Genomic DNA, 22501 nt, shown 5'->3' on the forward strand with positions numbered 1-22501 from the left:
AGCGCTTTGCAACATGATTGGCAAAGCGGTCAGCCGATCTCGCGCAAGCTTCGTCCTGCCCGCCCGGCCAGCTCGGTAACATATTGCCAGGCGACGCGACCCGAACGGCTGCCGCGCCGCGTCGCCCAGTTGATCGCTTCCGCCGCGTCGAAGGGCAAGCCGTAGCGCGCCGCATAGGCGGCGACGATCGCACAATAATCGTCCTGATCGAGCGCGTGGAAGCCGAGGCTGAGCCCGAACCGGTCGGCGAGCGCGAGCTGGTCGTCGATACTGTCGCGCGGGTTGATCGCGCCATCTTGTTCCGCGATGTCGCGCACCACGAGATGGCGGCGGTTGGCGGTGACCAGCAGCCGCAAATTGTCCGGGCGTGCCTCCGCGCCGCCTTCGAGCAGCGAGCGCAGCATGCGCGCCTCGGCGGGCAGATCGATGCCGAGGTCGTCGAGGAACAGCGCGAAGGCGCGCGGCACTGGCGCGAGCAAGGCGAACAGCTGTGGCAGCGTGTCGAGCGCGGCGACCTCGACCAGCGCGATGGCGCCGCCTTCCCCCTGCACCGCGCCGATCGCGGCCTTGACCAGCGCCGACTTGCCGGTGCCGCGCGCGCCCCACAGCAGCACGTCCTGCGCGGCGGCGCCGGCGGCGAGACGGCGCAAATTCTCCACCAGCGCGTCGCGCTGGCGATCGACGCGGATCAGCAGGTCGAGCGGCAGCGGCGTGAAGGCGCGGGCGGCGACCAGCGCGCCGTCGCGCCAGACGTAGGCGGGATGCGCCTGTGGATCGTCGCTGGCGGGCGATGGCGGGGCGAGGCGGTCGAGCGCCGCGGCGATACGCTCCAGGGGATCGGTCATGCCGCGGTCATGACCGCGCCACCCCGCCGGCGCAAGCGATCCGGGCGCGATCAGGCGGCGATCCGGCGGGCATGCGCGGCGATCGCCGCATCGCCGGGCGCGAGCGCGACCGCCTTGGCGGCGAGCTGCCGTGCCCCCGCCAGATCGCCCGCCGCGGCGAGCGCCACCGCATATGCGTCGCACACGCCCGCGTTCATCGGTGCGAGCCGATAGGCGGCCCGGCCGTAGCTGCGCGCCACCGCCCCGTCCGCCCCCTCCCCGCCGCCGGCATAGGCCAGCGCGAGATCGGCGAGCAGCGCGGCGTCGCGATTGCCGGCCATGCGGCGGACGCCCTCCAGCGTCTCGATCGCCGTGTCCGTCTCGCCGTTGCGGACCTGCCAATGGCCGAGAATCCGGCGCCCGGACAGGCTCTGCGGATTCTGGCCGAGGTAGAGCGACAGCGCGGCTGCAGCCTCGCGCGGGCGGCCGGCGCGGCCCCAGGCGTCGACCAGCCGCAGCATCGTCGGTTCGTCGAAGGCGAGGCTGGCGGCGCGCGCATAGGCCTGCGCCGCCTCGGCGAAGCGGCCGCCGACCGCGAGCACGTCGCCCAGGGCGGTCTGCGCGGCGGACGCGCCGGGGCTGGCAACGGCGAGGCCGCGCGCGCGTGCGATCGCGCCGGCGATATCGCGGCGGCCGAGCTGCGCGCGGATGACGCCGAGCAGGTAATTGGGATCGCGGGGGTCTGCGCGCGCGTCAGCGAGCAGCGCCGCAACATCGTCGTCGCTGGCGAAGGCGACGGGACCGCCATGCGCACCGGCCGCGGCGCGGTCGAGATAGCGCGCGGCGGCGATGCGGTCGCCGGTCGCCTCGAACGCGCGGGCGACGAGCGTCAGCGTATAGCCATCGGCATCGTCGCGCAGCGCGATCGGCTGCAATTGGTCGAGCGCGCCCTGCGCGTCGCCCGACCGCAGCAGCGCGGCACCAAACAGCCGGCGGACGGCGACGTTCATCGGCTGATCCGCGGCGAGCTGCCGCCAGGTGCCGATCGCCCGCTCGGTCTGGCCGCGCGCGAAATCGAGGCCACCGCCCAGCAGCGCCGCACCGGGCAAGGCGCCGATACCGTCGCCGGCGCGCTGGAGCAGGTCGCGCGCCAGCTCGCCGCGCCCGGCGCGCGCGGCGAGCACCGCCTGAAGGTAGAAGGCCTGCGGACTGCCCGGACGCGCGGCGAGCGCGCGGCGGGTGGCGTCGAGCATATCGGCGTTGCGCCCGACCTCGCCGAGCGTCGCGGCATATTCGATCAGCGCCGGGTGATAATAAGCGTCGCGGTCCAGCGCGGCCTCGAACCACGGCAGCGCGGCGATCGGCCCATAGCGGGTGCGGACGATCTCCGCCTGCAGGGCGAGCGCGACCGGATCGCCCGGTGCGAGCCGTTGCGCACGCGCCGCGGCATCGCCGGCGGCGGCGATCTCGCCGGCATCGAGGCGGATGCGACCGAGATCGGTCCAGGCGGCGGCGTCGCCTGGCGTATGCGCGAGCAGGCCGACGAGCGCCTGCGCGGCGGTGCCGCTGTCGCCCTGCATCGCCACCGCGCGGGCACGGGCGCGGATCGCCTCGCCGTCGCCGGCCGGTGCGAGCGCGGCGGTGTCGATCGCGCCCTGCCAGTCGGACTGGAGGAAGCGGGCCTGCGCCCGCAGACCGGCGATGTCGGCGGGCGTGATACGCAGCGCACGCGCACGGCTCAGCGCACCCTCCGCCGCGACGCCGTCACCGAGCCGCAGATAGGCGCGGGCGAGCAGCAGCATCGCCGGTCGCGATCCCGGCGCGCCGGCGAGCGCGGCGAGCGCATGGTTGCGCGCGGCGCTGTAATTGCCGATCCGATAGGCGGTGCCTGCGTCGCGCAGCGCCACGGCGGGGTCGACGCGCGGCGCGGGACGCAGCAGCAGCAGCGCAGCGAGCGCCGCGACCAGCGCCAGCACGGCGAGCGCGATCACCTGCCGACGGCGCGGGCGCGGCCAGACGATCCGCCGGCGGCGCTTGCCGGGAAGCAGGGGATAGCGGCGCTCAGCCATGCAGGTCGTAGCTTTTGAGCAGATCGTACAGCGTCGGCCGGCTGACCCCGAGCAGCCGCGACGCGCCCGAGATATTGCCGTCGGCCTGCGCCAGCGCCTGGCGGATCGCCTTGCGGTCGGCCGTCTCGCGCGCGCTGCGCAGGTTGAGCGGCAGCGGATCGACCGCGGTGGCGTCGAGGTCGAGATCGGCGGCGCTCACCGATTTGCCGTCGGCCATGATGACCGCGCGCTTGATCCGGTTTTCCAGCTCGCGGACGTTGCCCGGCCAGCCCCAGGCATCGATCGCCGCCAGCGCATCGGGCGCGAGGCCGGTGACCGCAGGGTTCATCGTCGCGGCGTGGCGGCGGACGAAGGCGCGGGCGAGCAGGCTGGCGTCGCCCGGCCGCTCGGCAAGGCCGGGGATGGGCACGACGATCTCGGCGAGCCGGTAATACAGGTCGTCGCGAAACCGGCCGTCGGCGACCATCGCGTTCAGGTCCTGATGCGTCGCGCAGACGATGCGGGTGTCGACCGGGATCGGCCTCCGTCCGCCGATCCGTTCGATGACGCGCTCCTGCAGGAAGCGCAGCAGCTTCACCTGCAACGGCAGCGGCACGTCGCCGATCTCGTCGAGGAACAGGGTGCCGCCCGCCGCCTGTTCGATCTTGCCCGGCGTCGTCTTGACCGCGCCGGTGAAGGCGCCCTTTTCGTGGCCGAACAATTCGCTTTCGAGCAACGTCTCCGGAATGGCGGCGCAGTTGATCGCGACGAACGCGCCGCGGCGGCGCGGCGAATGATCGTGGATGCCGCGGGCGAGCAGCTCCTTGCCCGTGCCGCTCGCGCCGAGCAGCATCACCGAGACGTCGGCGGGCGCGACTCGCTCGATCGTGCGCACCACCTTCGCCATCTCGTCGGAGGCGTAGAGCAACCCGCCGAACCCCGCCGCGGCGACCTCGCGCGCGGCGAGCCGGCGGTTCTCCGCCTCCAGTGCATGGACGTGGAAGGCGCGGGCGACGATCAGGCCGAGCGCGTCGATGTCGATCGGCTTGGCGTAGAAATCCCAGGCGCCGAGCGCGATCGCGCGCAACGCGCTGTCGCGGGCGCCGTGGCCCGAGGCGACGATGATCTTGGTCGCGGGCTTGAGCGCCAGCATCTCGGCGAGCGTCGCGAACCCCTCGCTGGTGCCGTCCGGATCGGGCGGCAGGCCGAGGTCTAGCGTCACCACCGCGGGCTCGCGGCTGCGCAGCGCCTCGATCGCCTCCGCGCGGGTGGCGGCGCCGACGATCTCATAACCCTCATAGGCCCAGCGAAGCTGACGCTGGAGCGCGAGATCGTCCTCGACGATCAGCAGGACGGGCTTGTCGGTCATGCGGCATGCTCCAGCGCGGGCGCGGCGGGAAGGGTCAGGCGGAACCGGGTGCCCTCGCCTTCGCGGCTGGCCACGTCGAGCCTCCCGCCCATCTCCTCGGCAAGCTGCCGCGCCTCATAGGCGCCGATGCCGAAGCCGGCGGGCTTGGACGAGGCGAAGGGGCGGAACAATTGGTCGCGGACGAAGGCGGCGCTCATCCCGCAGCCGGCATCGATCACCTCGATATAGGCGCCGTCGCCGGTCGTGCCGGCGACGAGGTCGATGGTCGCGGCGACGGGGCTCGCCTCGATCGCATTCTGGAGGAGGTGGCCGAGCAATTGTTCGAGCCGGCCGGGCTGGGCGAGCGCCGTCCCCTGCCCCGCGACGCGCACCGGATGCTGGGCGCGTCGCCCGGCGGCGAGGCGCAGCGCGAGGTTGGCGAGATCGACCGGCTGGAGCGGTTCGGGCGTCGCGCGATGATGCTGCGACAGCCGGGCGAGCAAGGCGTTCATGCGGGCGGCGGATTCCTTAAGCGTCTCGACCATGTCGGCGCGGAATGCGGGATTGTCGGCGTGACGCTCGGCGTTGCGCGCGACGAGGCTGAGGCCGCTGACCAGATTCTTGATGTCGTGGATGATGAAGGCGAAGCGGCGGTTGAACTCGTCGAATCGCGCGGCGTCGGCGAGCGCGGCATGCGCGCGATCCTCGGCGAGGTAGCTCGCCGCCTGCCGTCCGGCGACGCGCAGCAGGTCGAGGTCCTCCCAGTCGAGCGGCCGTTCGTACGGCGGGCGGGCGAGCAGGATGACGCCGATCAGGCTGGTGCCGTGGATCAGCGGCACCAGCGCCCACGCCTCGGCATGGTCGCTTATCCAGTGCGGGATCGCCGCCGCTTCCTCGGCCGGCGCCGCGCCGCGGCGGACCTGATCCAGCTCGACGATGCGCGCGCTGGCGGCGAGATGGTCGCGCAGCGCCGCGTCGGCGGTCCCCGCCTCGTGCCAGTGCCACGCGGCGCCGGGGGCGAGGCCGCTGCCGTCGGGCTCCAACAGCACCCCGGCAGGCGAGCCGGTGAGATCGGCGATCGCGCGGACGATGCGCAGGTCGAGCGGATCGGCGCCCGCCCCCGGCGTGCCCAGCGTCGCGGTGAAGCGCTGCCATTCGGCGCGATAATCGTAGCGATGGCGGAAGAAATTCTTGGCGACCTTCACCTTGAGCCAGGCGCGCAGCCACGGCGTCGACAGCAACGTCATCAGCGCGGTGGTCGCTCCGAGCACGATCGCGGTCTGCACGATCCGCACCGTGCTGCCGGCATAATGTTCGGCGATCCGGGTCAGCAGGATGGTGAACGCCGCATAGAGCAGCACCGCGGCGATCGAGACGAAGCGCAGCACGATGCCGTGCGACACCGCGAGGCTGCGCGCGCTGCGGCGGGTGGCGAGAACCAGCGCGACGCCGGTGACGACGAAGCCGCGCAGCGCGATCGCCGCCGGCGGCACCGTAGCGAGGCCGTAGCCGAGCATCGCGACGAGCAGGTCGACGCCCCACATCCCGCCGAGCGCGATGGCGACGGGCACCGCCGGTCCGGCGGGGCGCGACCCGCCGCTTACCGCGACCTGATGCGCGAGCATCAGCCCGGCGACCGCCGCGAGCATCGCCGCGATCAGCCGCAGCACGGCGATCGCCGCCAGCGCATCGCGGGCGAGCGGCAGCGTGTCGAGGATCGCGAGCAGCCCCGCCGCGGCGGTGATCGTCGCCGCGACCAGATAGACCGCGTAGAGCGCGATGCTGCCGCTCCGTCCCCGCCGAACGAGCGCGAGCAGCACCGCCAGCCAGACGAGGTTGCGCAGCGCCTCGCCGAGCCGCGCGGCGACATCGTCCGCGCCGATCCCCGCCACCGCCAGCGCCCACAAGGCGGTCAGGATGCAGGCGAACGTCAGCCCGTTGCGCGCCGCCCCCGCCCCTGCGCTGGCCCCCGACCCCAGCCCCTGCCGGCGCAGCGCGTCGAGCGCCAGCAGCCCGAATGCCAGTGCCGCCAGCGCATGGCCCCACAGGATCAGTGCCGCCATCGGCTCAGCGCGCCCCCGCCGGCCACAGCACCACACGCAAGGTCTGCAACAGGATCAGCATGTCGAGGAACGGCGAATAGTTCTTGGCGTAATACAGGTCGTATTCCAGCTTGTGGCGGGCATCCTCGATCGACGCGCCATAGGGATAATTGATCTGCGCCCAGCCGGTGATCCCCGGCTTCACCATATGCCGCTCGGCGTAGAAGGGCAGATGCTGTTCGAGCTGTTCGACGAATTGCGGCCGCTCCGGGCGCGGCCCGACGAAGCTCATCTCGCCTTTCAACACCGCCCAGGTCTGCGGCAATTCGTCGATCCGGACGAGGCGGATGATGCGGCCGATGCGGGTGATGCGCGGATCGTCCTTCTCCGCCCATACCGCCTTGCCCGCAACCTCGGCATCCTGCCGCATCGAGCGCAGCTTCACGATGTCGAACCCCTGGTTGTAGAGGCCGATGCGGCGCTGGCGATAGAAGGCCGGCCCGCGCGATTCGAGCTTGATCGCCAGCGCGGTGAGCAGGATCAGCGGCAAGGTCAGGATGAGCAGCAGCAGGCTGGCGAGGATGTCGAAGGCGCGCTTGAACACGCTCGACAGCATCCGGCCCGAGGCGAAGCCGTCGGAGAAGATCAGCCACGACGGATTGACCGAATTGAGGTCGATCCGCCCAGTCTCGCGTTCGAGGAAGGTCGAGATCTCGCTGACCGCCACGCCGGTGGTGCGGACGCGCAACAGGTCCTTGAGCGGCAACGCGTTGCGGCGTTCCTCCAGCGCCAGCACCACCTCGCCGGCGCCATGGTCGACGACGTGCGCGGCGAGGTTGGGGATGGCGTCGCGCGGCACCGCGCCTGCGACCACCGGATCGGCCTCCCCCATCGCGACATAGCCGGCGACGATGACATTGGCGCCCGGCAGGTCGGCGAGCGCGCCGATCCGGGCGGCGCGATGCCCGGCGCCGAGCACGATGATCCGCCGCTTGAACGTATCCCCACCCAGCGTCCGGTTGAGCAGCGCGCGCACCACGACCAGCAGCACCGCCGCGATCAGCGTCGCATAGGCGAGGTTGGAGCGCCACAGCGCCACCGGCGGGATCAGGAAGAAGAGGATCGACAGGAAGACGACGCCGATCAGGATCGCCACCGCGAGCCGCGCCGCGGCGAACCGCAGCGACAGGAACGAGCCGACGCCATAGGCGCCGACCGCGATCAGCGCGATCTGCAACGCCGCGGCGAAGGCGAACAATTGCGGCAGACGGGTGGTCACCGGCAGCACCAGCATGCCGATCTGATGCGCGCGAATCACCCAGCCGAGCTCTGCCGCGGTCATCAGCAACAACGCGTCCACCACGCCGAGCAGCAGCACGGCATAGGGCACATAATGCTTGAACAGGCGGATCATGCGGGCCCTCTCCTGCCGGTCTGTAAGCTTTTCCGACAGCTATCCCGCAGGTCGCAGAAAAAAGAAAAGAAAACTTGAAGAAGGCGCCCTTAAGGATCGTTTCGCGCGCGCTTCATTTCGGTTAGGGATGCGCCTCCCAAGGAGTTTAGTACGCATCATGACGATCGTCCCAGTGATCCTTTCCGGAGGGTCCGGCACCCGCTTGTGGCCGATGTCTCGTCCCGAGATGCCCAAGCAGCTGCTGGCGCTGACCGCCGAGGAAACCATGCTGCAACTGACCGCCAAGCGCGCGCACGGCGAAGCCTTCGCGGCGCCGATCGTGGTCGCCAATGCGCGGCACGCCGATCATATCGACGAGCAGCTCCACGCCGTCGGCGCGGCGCCGCAGGCGGTGATCCTCGAACCGGTGGCGCGCAACACCGCGCCCGCGATCGCGCTCGCGGCGCTCGCCGCCAAGGGCGAAGAGGCTTTGCTGGTGATGCCGTCCGATCACGTCATCGCCGACGTCGCCGCCTTCCACGCCGCGATCGAGGCGGCGATGCCACTGGTCGCCGACGGCTGGCTGGTCACCTTCGGCATCGCCCCCGATGCGCCCGAGACCGGCTATGGCTGGATCAAGGTCGGCGAGCCGCTCGCCGCTGGCGTCCACCGCGTCGCGCGCTTCGTCGAGAAGCCGATCCGCGAGCGTGCCGAAGAGATGCTGGCCTCGGGCGATCATGCCTGGAACGGCGGCATCTTCCTTTTCCGCGCCGACATCTTCCTCGGCGCACTCGCCGCACACGCCCCCGGCATGCTCACCGCGACGCAGGATGCCATGACCAAGGCCCGCCGCGACGGCGTCCGCATCTATCCCGATGCCGAGGCGTTCGGCGCATCGCCCGACGATTCGATCGATTATGCGGTGATGGAGCGTGCCGAGCGGGTCGCTGTGGTGCCGGTGGCGATGGGCTGGAGCGACGTCGGCAGCTGGGACGCGCTGCACGCGATCAGCGAGCGCGACGAGAGCGGCAACGCGCATCGTGGCGACGTGCTGGCGATCGATACGAAGGACTGCCTGATCCGCTCGGACGGCATCCGCATCTCGGCGGTCGGGATCAGCGACCTGATCGTGGTGGCGAGCGGCAACGACGTGATGATCCTGCCGCGCGGCCGCAGCCAGGAGGTCAAGAAGCTGATCGCAGCGATGAAGAAGGACTGAGGCGGAACCGGACGGTCGCGCTCAGGCGGCGACCGTCCACGCCCACAGGCCCGCCAGTCCCGCCGCGCCGATCAGCAACTGGCGGGGCCGCAGCGTCGCGAAATAGGCGGGGGCATTGCCGGCGAGCGCCGCTCGGCGATCGAGCAACGCGGCGAGCACGTAACCGACGATCAGCGGCAGCAGCGCGCCCGACGGTCGGCCGATCACCAGCGCGAGACCGGCGAGCGTGAAATAGGCGATGCTGGTCGCGATCTCGACCGGCTTCGACGCGCGTGGATAGCCGAACCCGAACCCGCGACGCACGCCGGCGATGAAGGCGAGCACCAGCGCCCCCCATATGATGCCGAGCTGCACCGCCCAGAACGGCCACGGCGGCGGCAGCACCCAGGCCCCCATCGCAGCGACGACCAACGGCACCATCGGCCCATAGCCGAGCAGCACACCATCGGCAGGAATATCGGGACGATCGGCATCATGGTTCATGCCGCGAGCAACGAGCGGAACGCCGCCGGGTTGCCTGCCGGTTCGGCGGCGATGCGACGATGGTCGCTCCGTCTGTAGGCGTGAGATGCAAAAAGGGACCGGCGGTTGCCCGCGCGGTCCCTTTTCGTGTTCGGTACTTGGAACGGACGTCTCGGCATAGCGCCGTGACGTCGACCGGGGCAGGCAGCGCCTGCCCCGGTGCCGGATCAGAAGTCCATGCCGCCCATGCCGCCCATGCCGCCACCGCCGGGCATGGCCGGAGCCTTGTCCTCGGGCAGTTCGGACACGGTCGCTTCCGTGGTGATCAGCAGGCCGGCCACCGAAGCGGCGTTCTGCAGCGCGGTGCGGACGACCTTGGTCGGGTCGATCACGCCAGCGGTCACCAGGTTCTCGTACGTGTCGGTCGAGGCGTTGAAGCCGAACGACGTGTCGTCCTGGTCGAGCAGCTTGCCCGACACGACGGCACCGTCGTGACCGGCGTTCTGCGCGATCTGGCGGACCAGGGCGGTCAGCGACTTGCGGACGATGTCGATACCGCGGGTCTGGTCCTCGTTGATGCCCTTCAGGCCATCGAGCGACTTGGTGGCGTACAGCAATGCCGTACCGCCGCCGGGGACGATGCCTTCTTCGACGGCTGCGCGGGTCGCGTGCAGTGCGTCGTCGACGCGGTCCTTGCGCTCCTTGACCTCGACCTCGGTCGAACCACCGACCTTGATCACGGCGACGCCGCCGGCGAGCTTGGCGAGACGCTCCTGGAGCTTCTCACGGTCGTAGTCGCTGGTGGTGTTCTCGATCTGCGCACGGATCGCCTCGGTGCGGCCCTTGATCGCATCGGCTTCACCCGCACCGTCGATGATGGTGGTGTTGTCCTTGTCGATCGTGACGCGCTTGGCGGTGCCGAGCATGCCGACGGTGACGTTCTCGAGCTTGATGCCGAGGTCTTCCGAGATCATCTCGCCCTTGGTCAGGATCGCGATGTCCTCGAGCATCGCCTTGCGACGATCGCCGAAGCCCGGTGCCTTGACCGCTGCGACCTTGAGGCCGCCGCGCAGCTTGTTGACGACGAGCGTGGCCAGGGCCTCGCCCTCGATGTCCTCGGCGATGATCAACAGCGGGCGACCCGACTGGACGACGGCTTCCAGGATCGGGAGCATCGCCTGCAGGTTGCTGAGCTTCTTCTCGTGGATCAGGATGTACGGATCGGCGAGCTCGACCGTCATCTTCTCCGGGTTGGTGATGAAATAGGGCGACAGATAGCCGCGGTCGAACTGCATGCCCTCGACGACGTCGAGCTCGAAATCGAGACCCTTCGCTTCCTCGACGGTGATCACGCCTTCCTTGCCGACCTTCTCCATCGCTTCCGCGATCTTCTCGCCGACTTCACGGTCGCCGTTGGCCGAGATGATGCCGACCTGCGCGACTTCCGACGAGCCCGAGACGGGCTTGGAGCGCGCCTTGATGTCCTCGACGACCTTCAGGACGGCGATGTCGATGCCGCGCTTGAGGTCCATCGGGTTCATGCCGGCGGCCACCGACTTCATGCCCTCGCGGACGATCGCCTGCGCCAGAACGGTCGCGGTGGTCGTGCCGTCGCCGGCGATGTCGTTGGTCTTCGAGGCCACTTCGCGCACCATCTGCGCGCCCATGTTCTCGAACTTGTCCTTGAGCTCGATCTCCTTGGCGACGGTGACGCCGTCCTTGGTGATGCGCGGTGCGCCGAAGCTCTTGTCGATCACGACGTTGCGGCCCTTCGGCCCAAGCGTCACCTTCACCGCATCGGCGAGGATGTCGACGCCGCGGAGGATGCGCTCACGCGCGTCGCGGCCGAATTTTACGTCCTTGGCTGCCATGGTGGCTACCCTTTCAGTTGGTCTGGAAATTCATAGAAGTCACACCGATTGAGGTGCGACGCGAAGTCAGCCGACGATCCCGAGGATGTCGCTTTCCTTCATGATAAGAAGGTCTTCACCGTCGACCTTGACCTCGGTGCCCGACCATTTGCCGAACAGGATCTTGTCGCCGGCCTTGACGTCGAGCGGAGTGATCGTGCCGTTCTCGGCGCGCGCACCGGTGCCGACGGCGACGACCTCGCCCTCCTGGGGCTTTTCCTTGGCGGTGTCGGGGATGATGATCCCGCCAGCCGTCTTTTCCTCGGCCTCGACGCGCTTCACGAGGACGCGGTCATGCAACGGACGAAAAGTCATTGCGAAGTCCCTCTTTCAGTCAGTGTTACAGATTTCTGGCACTCACGAAACGCGAGTGCCAACGGGGCGGATATGTGCCGGCTGCGCGGGATCGTCAAGGCTCCCGCCACGCAGAAAAACGCGATGCGGCGGCAGACGGTGCGCTGCGCGGGACGGCGGACGCAAAGTGCACCATGATCACCCGCCCTTCGGCAGGCTCCGGGCGAACGGATGGCCGTGCGCCGCCCCTGCCGGTCGGCTCAGCGCGCGATGACGACGTCGCGATAGCGCGGGTTGAGGAGGTGGAAGGCGAGCAGCGCGACGAGATAGGCGAGGCCGCAGGCGACGAAGAACGGGCCGTAGCTGCCGACCTTGTCGAGCAGCAGGCCGAGCGACTTGGAGGCGATGAAGCCCCCCGCCGCGCCGGCGAAACCGCCGAGCCCGATCAGCGTGCCCTGCGCATAGCGCGGGAACTGGTCGCCGGGCAACGCGAAAAGGTTGGTCGAGAAGCCCTGATGCGCGGCGCAGGCAAGGCCGATCATGCCGACCGCAAGCCAGATGCTGCTCGCCTGCGCGGCGAACATCACCGGCAGCGCGAACAAGGCGCAGACGAACATCGCGCGCTTGCGCGCCCGGCCCACCGCGACGCCGCGCTTGAGCAGACGGGACGAATACCAGCCGCCGGCGATCGCGCCGAAATCGGCGAGAATGTAGATCGCGACCAGCGGCGGGCCGAAATTCTTGAGATCGTAGCCATAGCGGCTGTGGAAGAAGTCGGGCAGCCAGAACAGGAAGGTCCACCACACCGGATCGATCAGGAAGCGGCCGGTCATATAGGCCCAGGCCTCGCGATGGCGCAGCACCGCGAGGAAACCGGCGCGGCCGACGTCTTCCGCGGGCTCGGCCTCGATCCAGGCGCGCTCCTCGGCGCTGACGCGGGGATGCGCGTGCGGCGGGTGATAGAGGCGCCACCAGGCGGCGAGCCAGACGAGGTTGAACAGGCCGGTGACGATGAACGCCCAGCGCCAGTCGAGCACCAGATTGACAACGAGGAAGCCGATCAGCAGCGGCGTCACCACCGCGCCGACGTTGGCGCCGGCGTTGAAGATGCCGATCGCGAAGGCCCGCTCCTTGCGCGGAAACCATTGCGACGCCGCCGCGAGTGCCGACGGATAGGTCCCCGCCTCACCGAAGGCGAGCGGGATGCGCGCGATCGCGAAGCCGGTGGTCGAGGTGACGAGCGTCTGCGCGAAATGGCCGATCGTCCAGCTGCCCATCGCGAGCAGATAGCCGTTGCGTGCCCCGATCCGGTCGATCAGCCAGCCGAACAACAGGAAGCCGAAGCCGTAGGCGACCTGGAAATAGCCGGTGATGTCGCCATAGCCGGCGTTGCTCCAGCCATAGAGCGCGGTGAGCTGCGGCTTGAGCACGCCCAGCACCAGCCGGTCGATATAGCTCAGCACCACCGCGGCGAATAGCAGGCCGCAGATCAGCCAGCGGATGCGGCCGCGCGGCGGCGCCACCGCATGGACGGCGGTTTCGGGGGCGGTGGCCGCCGCGTCGCCGATCGCGCTCACGTCACCAGCTCCACAATGTGCCATCCTCCAGACGGTTCACGGGCAGATAGGCGCGCTTATAGGCATGAGTGGCGGCGAGATCCTCGTCGATCGACACGCCAAGCCCCGGCGCGTCGCCCGGATGCATCGTCCCGTCGTTGAAGCGATAGGCGTGCGGAAAGACCGCGTCGGTCTCGTCGCTGTGCGGCATATGCTCCTGGATGCCGAAATTGGGGACCGACAGGCCGAAGTGCAGCGCCGCCGCCATCGCCACCGGCGACAGGTCGGTCGCGCCGTGGCAGCCGGTGCGGACCTGATAGAGATCGGCGAGCGCGGCGATGCGGCGCAAATGGGTGATGCCGCCGGCATGGACGACGGTGGCGCGGATGTAATCGATGAGCTGGTTTTCGATCAGATGCTTGGCATCCCAGATCGAATTGAACACCTCGCCGACCGCGAGCGGCGTCGTGGTGTGCTGCCGGATCAGGCGGAAGGCGTCCTGATTCTCCGCCGGGGTCGCATCCTCGATCCAGAACGGCCGATAGGGCTCGAGATCCCTACCGAGCCGCCCCGCCTCGATCGGGGTCAGCCGGTGGTGGACGTCGTGGAGCAGATGCACGTCCCAGCCGAGCGCCTCGCGCGCCGCGGCGAAGAGTTCGGGGACGACGCGCAGATATTTCTCGGTCGACCACACCGCCTCGCTCGGCAGGTCGCCGTCGGCGGGTTCGTAGCGCTGGCCCTGTTTGGCGACGCCGTAGGTCGAGGCGAGCCCCGGCACGCCGCATTGCAGCCGGATCGCGCGATAGCCCTCGTCGCGGTGGCGCAGCGCGGTCTCGATCGTGTCGGCGATCGTCGTGCCGTTGGCGTGGCAATAGACGAGGCACGAATCGCGCGCGGCGCCACCGAGCAATTGGTAGACCGGCAGGCCGGCGACCTTCCCCTTGATGTCCCACAGCGCCATGTCGACCGCGGCGATGGCGGTCATCGTCACCGGGCCGCGCCGCCAATAGGCGCCCTTGTAGAGATATTGCCAGATATCCTCGATCCGGTGCGCATCGCGGCCGATCAGGCAGGGGACGACGTGATCCTCCAGATAGCTGGCGACGCTGAGTTCCCGGCCGTTGAGCGTCGCATCGCCGAGGCCGGTGGTGCCGTCGTCGCAGGTGATCTGCAACGTGACGAAATTGCGTCCCGGCGCGGTGACGATGACGCGGGCTTCGGTGATCGTGGGCATCGGATGATCCTTCAGGCGATGTCGAGCGCGACGGTCTGGACGTCGCGGCTGTTGGGGCCGGTCATGATGTCGAAGCGGCCGGGTTCGACCACTTCGCGCATCTCCCGATTCCATAGACGGAAAGCGTCGGGACCGAGCGTCAGGCGCACGGTGCGGCTCTCGCCGGGCTTGAGCGTCACGCGGGCGAAGCCCTTGAGCGCCTTGACCGGGCGGGCGACCGACGACACCTGGTCGCGGACGTAGAGCTGGACGACCTCGTCGCCGGTGCGATCGCCGATATTGGCGACGTCGACCTCGACGGTGACCGATCCCGCCACGCCGATCCGCGCCGCCGACAGCCGCGGCGGCGACAGGCGGAAGCGGGTGTAGCTGAGCCCGAAGCCGAACGGGAACAGCGGTGCATCGTCGTCGAACAGATAGCCGCGGCGGCCAGAGGGCTGATGATCGTAATAGAAGGGCACCTGCCCGACGTCGCGGACCACCGTCACCGGCAGCTTGGCGCCCGGATTGACGTCGCCCCACAGGGCATCCGCCATCGCGTGCCCGCCCTGCTGGCCCATGTACCAGCATTCGAGCATCGCATTGGCGCCCGCCACCACGGTCGGCCAGCTCGGCGGGCGGCCGTTGATCGCGACGACCACGACGGGCTTGCCGGTGCCCTTCAACGCAGTGAACAGCGCATTCTGTTCGCCGAGCAGGTCGAGCGAGGTGCGGTCGCCGAGATGCGTCCTGGCATAGCCTTCGCGGCTGGTCTGTTCGGTATCGCCGATCGCCAGCACGATCACGTCGGCGTTCGCCGCGACGCCCACCGCCTCGGCGATCAGCGCGCGGTTGCGCGCGGGATCGGCGAGCAGCACCTCGTTGGCGGACCGGTCCTCGCTCTGGGTGATGAACACGCCCTGCGCGTGGACGACCTCCGCCTTGCCTTTCAGCTTGGCGCGGATGCCGTCGAGCAGCGAGACGGGATCGGTCGGGATCGACGAATAGCCGCCGAGCCGGGCGACGGCGGCATTGGGGCCGATCACCGCGACGCGGCGGTGGCGATCCGGCGACAGCGGCAGCGTGCCGTCGTTCTTGAGCAGCGCGATCGAGCGCGCCGCCGCCTCGCGGGCGAGCGCCAGCGCTTCGGCATTCGCGGTCAGGCGGGCGGCGGCGCGGGCATCGATGCGCGGCTCCTCGAACAGGCCGGCGCGGACCTTGAGCGTCAGCATGCGCGCGCAGGCGGCGTCGATCGCCGCGACACTCACCTTGCCGGCGCGGACCTGATCGGCGAGCGTGCGATAGGCGACGCCATCGGGCAGGTCGCTGTCCACCCCGGCGGCGAGCGCGAGACGCGCCGCCTCGCCCACGTCGGCCGCGATATGGTGGAAATAGTCGAGTTCGGGAATCGCGGCGTAATCGCTGACGATCGCGCCGTCGAAACCCCATTCGCCGCGCAGCACGTCGCCGAGCAGCCAGCCGTTGGCGTGGCTGGGGACGCCGTCGATCTCGTTGTACGAGGGCATCACCGCGCCCACCCCGGTACGCTCGACCACCGCGCGGAACGGCGGAAAATAACTTTCGCGCAGCTCGCGTTCGCCGATCTGTGCGGGCGCGACGTTGTTGCCCGCCTGCGGCTGGCCGTGGCCGGTCATGTGCTTGAGCGTGGCGAACACCTTGCCCCGCGTCAGCTCGCGCCCCTCGCCCTGCAGGCCGTGCACCGCGGCGACGCCCATCTCGCCGCACAGATAGGGGTCCTCGCCGAACGTCTCCTCGATCCGCCCCCAGCGCGGATCGCGGGCGATGTCGACCACCGGCGAAAGCGCCAGCACGGTGCCGTGCGCGCGCACCTCGCGGCCGATCACCGACTGGACGCGGGTCATCAATCCGGGGTCGAAACTGCCCGCCAGGGCGATCGCCTGCGGGAAGCTGGTCGCCTCCGGGGCCATATAGCCGTGCAGCGATTCCTCGTGGAACAGCACGGGAATGCCGAGCCGGGTGCGGCCGCGCGCCCAATCCTGCGCGGCGTTGACGAAGGCGATGGTATCGGCGGGCTTGCGCCAGCGGCCGGTGACGTCGGTGCCGGTGTTGGTCGCGGTCGCCGCACCGCCGCGGTCGGACGGCCGCGCGATCTGGCCGATGCCGTCGGGATAAGCGGCGCTGGCGCGGGCCGGATCGAAGCCGCGCGCCTCGTCCATCACGTCGCGCTTGGTGGTCGACAGCGTGATGAGCTGCGCCACCTTCTCGTCGAGCGTCATCCGGCCGAGGAGGTCGCGGACACGCAGGTCGACCGGCGCGCGCGCATCCCTGTAGGGCGGCAGCGCGGGCCGCGCGGCGGCGGGCAGCAACGCCATCAGCGACACCCCGGCACTCCAGCGCAAGACCTCACGACGGGACGAAACGACGGGGCGTGAGGTCAAGACAGGCTCTCCGGGATTGGCAAACCAATACGATGCGGCTTGCCTGTTATGTTGATAGCGATAACATGAAAGCTGGACCGCGGGCTTGTCAATCGTCCGCGACGGGAGAGTGAGATGAACGGCTATCGTGCGCTGATCGGAGCGCTGGGCGCGAGCTGGCTGGCGCTGGCCAGTCCGGCATTTGCCGATGACGGCTATTCCCTCTGGCTGAGGACCAGTGCCCCGGCGACCGGTCAGGCCGCCGTGACGCGGCTGGGCGACAGCGCGACGCTGCGGCTCGCCGAAACCGAGCTGCGCCGCGCGCTGCCCGCGGGCACGCCGCCGGTGGTCGTCGCGACCGCCGCGGCGCCGGGGATCGCCGCACTCCGCCTGCCCTTCGCCGGGCTGGGCGACGAAGGCTATCTGGTGCGCCGCGTGACGCTGGCAGGCCGGACGGTGCTGCTGGTCGCGGGCAACGGCGATCGCGGTACGCTGTACGGCGCGTTCGCATTGCTGCGCGCGCTCGGCGACGGCGACGACGTGGCAACGGCGGGCCTGCGCTCCGCGCCCAAGGTGAAGCTGCGCGTGCTCAACCATTGGGACAATCTGGATGGCACGGTGGAGCGCGGCTTTGCCGGCCAGTCGCTGTGGGACTGGTGGACGCTGCCCGACTTCAAGGACCCGCGCTACACCGATTATGCCCGCGCCAACGCCTCGATCGGCATCAACGGCACGGTGATCAACAACGTCAACGCCAAGGCGGACAGCCTCACCGCGCCCTATATCTCCAAGGCGGCGGCGCTCGCCGACGTGCTGCGGCCGTGGGGAATCCGCGTCTATCTGTCGGCGCGCTTCTCGGCGCCGGTCGAGCTCGGCGGGCTGAAGACCGCCGATCCCCGCGATCCCGCCGTCGCCGCCTGGTGGCGCGCGAAAACGGACGAGATCTATCGCGCGATACCCGATTTCGGCGGCTTCCTGGTCAAGGCGAACAGCGAGGGGCAGCCGGGGCCGCGCGATTACGGCGCGACGCATGCCGACGGCGCCAACATGCTCGCCGCGGCGGTGGCGCCGCACGGCGGCATCGTGATGTGGCGCGCCTTCGTCTATGCCGAGACCGACCCGACCGATCGCGCCAAACAGGCATATAGCGAGTTCAAGCCGCTCGACGGCCGCTTCGCCAAGAACGTGCTGGTGCAGGTGAAGAACGGCGCGATCGACTTCCAGCCGCGCGAGCCCTTCCACCCACTGTTCGGCGCGATGCCGCGCACGCCGCTGATGATCGAATTCCAGATCACCAAGGAATATCTCGGCTTCGCCACGCACCTCGCCTATCTCGGCCCGCTGTTCGCCGAGACGCTGCACGCGAAGACCGGCCGCCGCGACGAGACCGTCGCCGACGTCGTCGATGGATCGGCGGAGGGCCATACGCTGACCGGCATGGCGGGCGTCGCCAATATCGGCCGCGATCGCGACTGGAGCGGATCGACCTTCAACCAGGCCAATTGGTACGCCTTCGGCCGGCTCGCCTGGGACCCCGATCTGACTTCCGACGGGATCGCGCGCGAATGGGCGGCGCAGACCTTCGGCACCGATCCGCAGGTGATCGCGACGACGACCGCGATGATGGCCGGATCGCGCGAGGCGGTCGTCGATTACACCGGCGCGTTCGGGCTCGCGCATCTGATGGCGACCGGCCACCATTACGGGCCGGGTCCGTGGGTCGCCGATCTGGCGCGGCCCGAGTGGAACCCGACCTATTACCATCGCGCCGATCAGGACGGCATCGGCTTCGAACGCGGCCGCACCGGCAGCGACGCCGTTGACCAATATGCACCCTCCCTGGCCCGCCGGCTTGCTCGGCCCGAGACGACGCCCGAACGCGAATTGCTGTGGTTCCACCATGTCCGCTGGGACCGCCGCATGGCGGACGGGAAGACGCTGTGGGAGGATTTGGTCGCGCATTACGACGCCGGCGTCGGCTATGTCGCCGGCATGCAGCGCCAATGGGATACGCTGCGCGACAAGATCGACGCCGAACGCTGGCAAAAGACCGCGACCTATCTGGCGATCCAGCAGCGCGAGGCACGCTGGTGGCGCGACGCCAGCCTCGCTTATTGGATGTCGGTCAACCACCGCCCGCTGCCCGCCGGCGTCGCGGCGCCCGAGCACGACCTCGCCTGGTACAAGGCGCAGAGCTACCCGCACGCACCGGGGCATACGCCGTGACGCGATGCCGCTGAAAGCATGAACAAAACGTCATCGGTTGGCCTAACCGAAACCGATTGACTTGCTGACCAATACGAGGAAGATAGCGCTATCAAAGGCCGCGGCAGACGGGCGTGACGAGGGACGGGATGGCTGGAACATCGCTGACATTGCTGACGGGCCGTCGCCCCGCGCCGACGATGCCGGAGACGGCATCGCCAGGCGGTGCGACCTCGTTCGCCGCCCTTATCACGACCGGGACCTGATCCGCGTCCAACCTATCCGCCGGTGGCCGTCCGCCGCCGGCGACACGTCATGCTGCGCATGCCGCGACGACGGCAGCGTGTCACCAGAGAGGAACCTGAAGTTGAGCACCGTCCGTACCCTCCGTCTCCGTCGCATCGCCTTGTTGTGCGCTACCACGCTCGGCACGCTCAGCGCGTCGATGGCCGCGGCGCAGGCCGTGCCGCCGCCGCAGGAGCAGACGCCCGCCGATGGCCAGGACAACGGCCCTGCCGTCGCGCCCGCGCCGCAGACCGACCAGAGCCAGGGCGCGCCGGGTGAGGACATCGTCGTCACCGGCTATCGTTCGAGCCTCGCCAAGTCGACCGAGTCCAAGCGCGCCTCGACCGGCTTTACCGATTCGATCTTCGCCGAGGACATCGGCAAGTTCCCCGACACCAACATCGCCGAATCGTTCAACCGCATTCCGGGCGTGACGATCACCCGCGACGTCACCGGCGAAGGCACCAACGTCGCGATCCGCGGCCTCGGCTCCAATTTCACCAACGTGACGCTGAACGGCGCGACGATCGCCGTCGCCTCGTCGGGCGCGACCGACGCGCAGGGCACCGACCGTTCGGTCGACCTCAGCTTCTTCCCGACCGACCTGTTCACCAAGCTGACCGTCAACAAGAGCTATACCGCCGACCTGCTGGAAGGCGGCGCGGCGGGCAACATCGACCTGCGCTCGGCCCGGCCGTTCGACCGCAACACCTCGTTCCTCGCCTATAACGTCCAGGGCACCAAGCAGACGCCCGAAGACCGGATCGGCGCACGCGGCTCGCTGATCGGCAGCTGGCGCAACGACACGTTCGGCATCCTCGCCGGCGTCTCGGCGCAGCGGCTGTTCACCGACACCCGTGGATTCGAGACGATCGGTTATACCAACCCGGCGCTCACCGCGGCACAATGCGGCGCCGCGTCAGGTTGCAATACGACGGGCGGCGGCAATTGGACGATCCCCGCGGTGGTGCCGGCCGGCGCCGGCGCCGGGCTCGTAGCCGGTACGCCAATCAACAGCGCGTTTCTGCTCGCCAACAATCCCGGCGCGACGATCCAGCAGATCGACAACGGCCTGCTGCCTCGCCTCGGCCGCAATACCAGCATCCGCGGCCCCCGCGACCGCGTCAACGCAATCGTCAGCGCCGAGTGGCAAGCGTCTGACACGCTGCATTTCTACGTCGACGGTCTCTACGGCTACAAGAAAAACGAGCTGACGCGTGAGAATATGGCGTGGATCGTCCGGAACGGTGCGATCATTCCAACCAACCTGACCTTCGACAAGGCGGATTGCAGCGTCGGCTGCACCGTCACCGGCGGCACCTTCGCCAATGTTCAGTTCTTCAATGAATTCCGCCCGTACACCGAGACGACCAAGCTGTTCAGCGTCAATCCCGGCGGCGAGTGGGAGATCAACGACAAGCTCAAGCTGACGCTGCAGGGCAATTACGCGCGCTCGACGTTCCACCGCGAAAGCCCAAGCGTAGGCATGACGACGCCGCTCGGCGTCGGCAACACCGTAACATATTCCAATGACGGCGGTATTCCGCAGATCACCAGTGCACTCGACCTCAACGATCCAAACAACTTCGGCTGGTACAATGGCAGTCGGGTCAACGTCAGCGACGAGCGCCGACTGAACGTCAACAAGGGCTTTCGCGGCGACCTGACCTGGGGCGACAAGGCGCTCAACCTGAAGGTCGGCGGGGCGTTCGACGACGTGTCGCGGCGCATACGTGGCTACGACAACAGCCAAGCGTATCAGAATGCCGTATGCGGCAACAATCCGAGCGTCTTTGTCCCTTCTCCAAATAGCCAACCGCCATGTGAAGGCCTGAACGCGCCCGGCGTGGTCCCGGCGGGCTATCCTACTTATCCTGGCCTCGGCACGGGCTCCAGCGCAGGCGCAGGGCCGCTGACCTATGGCGGCTCGCTCGTTCCCAACAGCGCCGCCCCGACGTACCTCTCGCCTGGGCCGGCGGGCTTCGTGACGGTCAATTGGCCGGCATTCGCCGCGGCGACGAATTACAACTTCTATCATGACAATTCACCGGAAGTCGGCGCTTCGGGAACCGGCGCAAGCGGCGGCTCGATTCGCGAAGTAGTGAAATCCGCCTTCGCCACGGTGAACGGCGCGCAGGAACTCGGCGGCAACATGCTGCGCTTCAACGTGGGCGTGCGTTACGTCAACACGATCCAGACGATTGCGGGGCGTGTCTCGATCCCCGACCCGCGCAACACCACTGCAGCGGGTACGACGTTGCCCGACGGCAGCCGCTATCAGAACATTGTCAACATCGCCGAAACCCGTAACGTCTATACGAAGTGGCTGCCCGCAGCGACCTTCGCCTATGATGTAAGCGAACATGCGGTGGTGCGCGTCGCGGGGTCACGCACGATGACGCGGCCCGATCCGTCGGCGCAGCTTCCCGGCGTCAACTTTGGCGCGCCTTCGGCCGACCAGGCATCAATCGGCAACCCTGCCCTTGCTCCATACCTTTCGACCAATCTCGATCTCGGATTTGAATACTACACCGGGCGCGAGGGCGTGATCAGCTTTAATGCGTTCCGTAAATCGATCGAAGGCTTCACTACGACGGCGATCAACACCGTCCCGTTCTCGAACTTGGCACAATATGGCATCACCTACGATACGCTGAACCCGACACAGCAGATCGCGCTCAACTCGCGTGGCGGGCCAACCGCGGCGCAGGTACAGGTGACCTCGCAGGTCAACGTGCCCAACAAGCTGACGATCAACGGCCTCGAATTCCAGTGGGTGCAGCCGCTCGACTTCCTGACGCGGCACATCGGCGTGACCGGCTTCGGCTTCAACGCCAACGCCACCATTGTAGATCAGCGTAGCGATGGGCCGGCACAAGCGTTCGGCGTCGCGCCGTTCACCTACAACATCACAGGCTATTACGAGAAGAACGGCGTCATGCTGCGCGTCTCGACGACCTCGCGCGAGGGCTCGCAGAACAGCGGCGCAGCGCAGAACGGCATTCCGGCGGCGGCGCTGTTCGGCACCGACTATACGACCTACGACTTCTCGTCGTCGTTCGACCTCGACAAGATCTTCGGCTTCGCCGGAGCGCCGCAGCTCACCGTCAATGTAGCGAACTTCACCAACGCGACGCTGCGCTCCTACTTCCAGTTCGAGAATGCGACGTTCACCCAGTACAAGCCGGGCCGCCAGTTCCTCATCGGTCTGCGCGGCACCTTCTAGGCGACAAAAGGGGACGGCAATCGGCCGTCCCCTCCCCTTCGCAATCATTCGCAGCCACGCCGGGAGACGAGGGCGTC

General features: G+C 68.9%; 14 protein-coding genes. 3 read left to right on the forward strand and 11 right to left on the reverse strand.

What is annotated here, in order from left to right:
- Positions 1-29: 29 nt before the first annotated feature.
- From ACLBWH_RS17885 to ACLBWH_RS17905, 5 genes are read right to left on the reverse strand one after another with little or no spacing between them, the layout of a single operon-like run.
- Positions 30-845, reverse strand: coding sequence for a DUF815 domain-containing protein (locus ACLBWH_RS17885; RefSeq protein WP_447800199.1), 816 nt, complete (start codon positions 843-845; stop codon positions 30-32).
- A 50-nt stretch (positions 846-895) separates the two neighbouring features.
- Positions 896-2893 (reverse strand): tetratricopeptide repeat protein, encoded by a 1998-nt coding sequence (locus ACLBWH_RS17890; protein WP_447800201.1) that lies wholly within the window; start codon positions 2891-2893, stop codon positions 896-898.
- A complete protein-coding gene (gene prsR / locus ACLBWH_RS17895; RefSeq protein ID WP_447800202.1) occupies positions 2886-4241 on the reverse strand; it encodes a PEP-CTERM-box response regulator transcription factor in 1356 nt (451 codons plus the stop codon). Before prsR ends, ACLBWH_RS17890 begins: the two co-directional genes overlap by 8 nt.
- On the reverse strand, positions 4238-6283 hold the full coding sequence (gene prsK / locus ACLBWH_RS17900) for an XrtA/PEP-CTERM system histidine kinase PrsK (RefSeq protein WP_447800204.1): 2046 nt from the start codon (positions 6281-6283) through the stop codon (positions 4238-4240). The genes prsR and prsK overlap by 4 nt, the downstream gene beginning before the upstream one ends.
- Positions 6284-6287: 4 nt before the next feature.
- Positions 6288-7676: a TIGR03013 family XrtA/PEP-CTERM system glycosyltransferase gene (locus tag ACLBWH_RS17905; protein ID WP_447800206.1), complete on the reverse strand. Its 1389-nt coding sequence runs from the start codon at positions 7674-7676 to the stop codon at positions 6288-6290.
- A gap of 157 nt (positions 7677-7833) precedes the next feature.
- Here ACLBWH_RS17905 and ACLBWH_RS17910 point away from each other — a divergent pair, with 157 nt between their 5' ends.
- Positions 7834-8874 carry a mannose-1-phosphate guanylyltransferase/mannose-6-phosphate isomerase gene (locus ACLBWH_RS17910; RefSeq protein WP_447800207.1) on the forward strand — a complete coding sequence of 347 codons (1041 nt, stop codon included), beginning with the start codon at positions 7834-7836 and terminating at the stop codon, positions 8872-8874.
- 21 nt (positions 8875-8895) lie between these two features.
- On the opposite strand, the gene ACLBWH_RS17915 is transcribed toward ACLBWH_RS17910, so the two are convergent.
- The 6 genes from ACLBWH_RS17915 to ACLBWH_RS17940 form a co-directional block, all read right to left on the reverse strand.
- Positions 8896-9357, reverse strand: a complete 462-nt coding sequence (locus ACLBWH_RS17915; protein WP_447800209.1) for a DUF3429 domain-containing protein — start codon at positions 9355-9357, stop codon at positions 8896-8898.
- 206 nt (positions 9358-9563) lie between these two features.
- Positions 9564-11207, reverse strand: a complete 1644-nt coding sequence (groL, locus tag ACLBWH_RS17920; protein WP_322848975.1) for a chaperonin GroEL — start codon at positions 11205-11207, stop codon at positions 9564-9566.
- Between the two features lie 66 nt (positions 11208-11273).
- Complete coding sequence (gene groES / locus ACLBWH_RS17925; RefSeq protein ID WP_322848974.1) at positions 11274-11561, reverse strand: co-chaperone GroES; 288 nt, start codon at positions 11559-11561, stop codon at positions 11274-11276.
- 239 nt (positions 11562-11800) lie between these two features.
- Complete coding sequence (locus tag ACLBWH_RS17930) at positions 11801-13108, reverse strand: MFS transporter (RefSeq protein WP_322849094.1); 1308 nt, start codon at positions 13106-13108, stop codon at positions 11801-11803.
- Positions 13109-13118: 10 nt separating this feature from the next.
- Complete coding sequence (gene manD / locus ACLBWH_RS17935; protein WP_447800211.1) at positions 13119-14330, reverse strand: D-mannonate dehydratase ManD; 1212 nt, start codon at positions 14328-14330, stop codon at positions 13119-13121.
- A gap of 11 nt (positions 14331-14341) precedes the next feature.
- Complete coding sequence (locus tag ACLBWH_RS17940) at positions 14342-16663, reverse strand: glycoside hydrolase family 3 N-terminal domain-containing protein (RefSeq protein ID WP_447800212.1); 2322 nt, start codon at positions 16661-16663, stop codon at positions 14342-14344.
- A gap of 180 nt (positions 16664-16843) precedes the next feature.
- Here ACLBWH_RS17940 and ACLBWH_RS17945 point away from each other — a divergent pair, with 180 nt between their 5' ends.
- A complete protein-coding gene (locus ACLBWH_RS17945) occupies positions 16844-18934 on the forward strand; it encodes an alpha-glucuronidase family glycosyl hydrolase (protein WP_447800214.1) in 2091 nt (696 codons plus the stop codon).
- Positions 18935-19358: 424 nt separating this feature from the next.
- Entirely contained in the window at positions 19359-22424 is a 3066-nt protein-coding gene (locus tag ACLBWH_RS17950; protein WP_447800227.1) for a TonB-dependent receptor, read from the forward strand.
- Positions 22425-22501 lie beyond the last annotated feature (77 nt).

The organism is Sphingomonas sp. M6A6_1c, from assembly GCF_053345135.1.

Excerpts from the sequence above, each read along its gene's own strand:
- ACLBWH_RS17950 (WP_447800227.1), top strand. The coding sequence starts at position 19,359 with ATGGCCGCGGCGCAGGCCGTGCCGCCGCCGCAGGAGCAGACGCCCGCC.
- ACLBWH_RS17940 (WP_447800212.1), bottom strand. The coding sequence starts at position 16,663 with ATGGCGTTGCTGCCCGCCGCCGCGCGGCCCGCGCTGCCGCCCTACAGG.
- ACLBWH_RS17945 (WP_447800214.1), top strand. The coding sequence starts at position 16,844 with ATGAACGGCTATCGTGCGCTGATCGGAGCGCTGGGCGCGAGCTGGCTG.
- ACLBWH_RS17910 (WP_447800207.1), top strand. The coding sequence starts at position 7,834 with ATGACGATCGTCCCAGTGATCCTTTCCGGAGGGTCCGGCACCCGCTTG.
- ACLBWH_RS17890 (WP_447800201.1), bottom strand. The coding sequence starts at position 2,893 with ATGGCTGAGCGCCGCTATCCCCTGCTTCCCGGCAAGCGCCGCCGGCGG.
- prsR (WP_447800202.1), bottom strand. The coding sequence starts at position 4,241 with ATGACCGACAAGCCCGTCCTGCTGATCGTCGAGGACGATCTCGCGCTC.
- ACLBWH_RS17915 (WP_447800209.1), bottom strand. The coding sequence starts at position 9,357 with ATGAACCATGATGCCGATCGTCCCGATATTCCTGCCGATGGTGTGCTG.
- ACLBWH_RS17905 (WP_447800206.1), bottom strand. The coding sequence starts at position 7,676 with ATGATCCGCCTGTTCAAGCATTATGTGCCCTATGCCGTGCTGCTGCTC.
- prsK (WP_447800204.1), bottom strand. The coding sequence starts at position 6,283 with ATGGCGGCACTGATCCTGTGGGGCCATGCGCTGGCGGCACTGGCATTC.
- manD (WP_447800211.1), bottom strand. The coding sequence starts at position 14,330 with ATGCCCACGATCACCGAAGCCCGCGTCATCGTCACCGCGCCGGGACGC.
- groL (WP_322848975.1), bottom strand. The coding sequence starts at position 11,207 with ATGGCAGCCAAGGACGTAAAATTCGGCCGCGACGCGCGTGAGCGCATC.
- groES (WP_322848974.1), bottom strand. The coding sequence starts at position 11,561 with ATGACTTTTCGTCCGTTGCATGACCGCGTCCTCGTGAAGCGCGTCGAG.
- ACLBWH_RS17885 (WP_447800199.1), bottom strand. The coding sequence starts at position 845 with ATGACCGATCCCCTGGAGCGTATCGCCGCGGCGCTCGACCGCCTCGCC.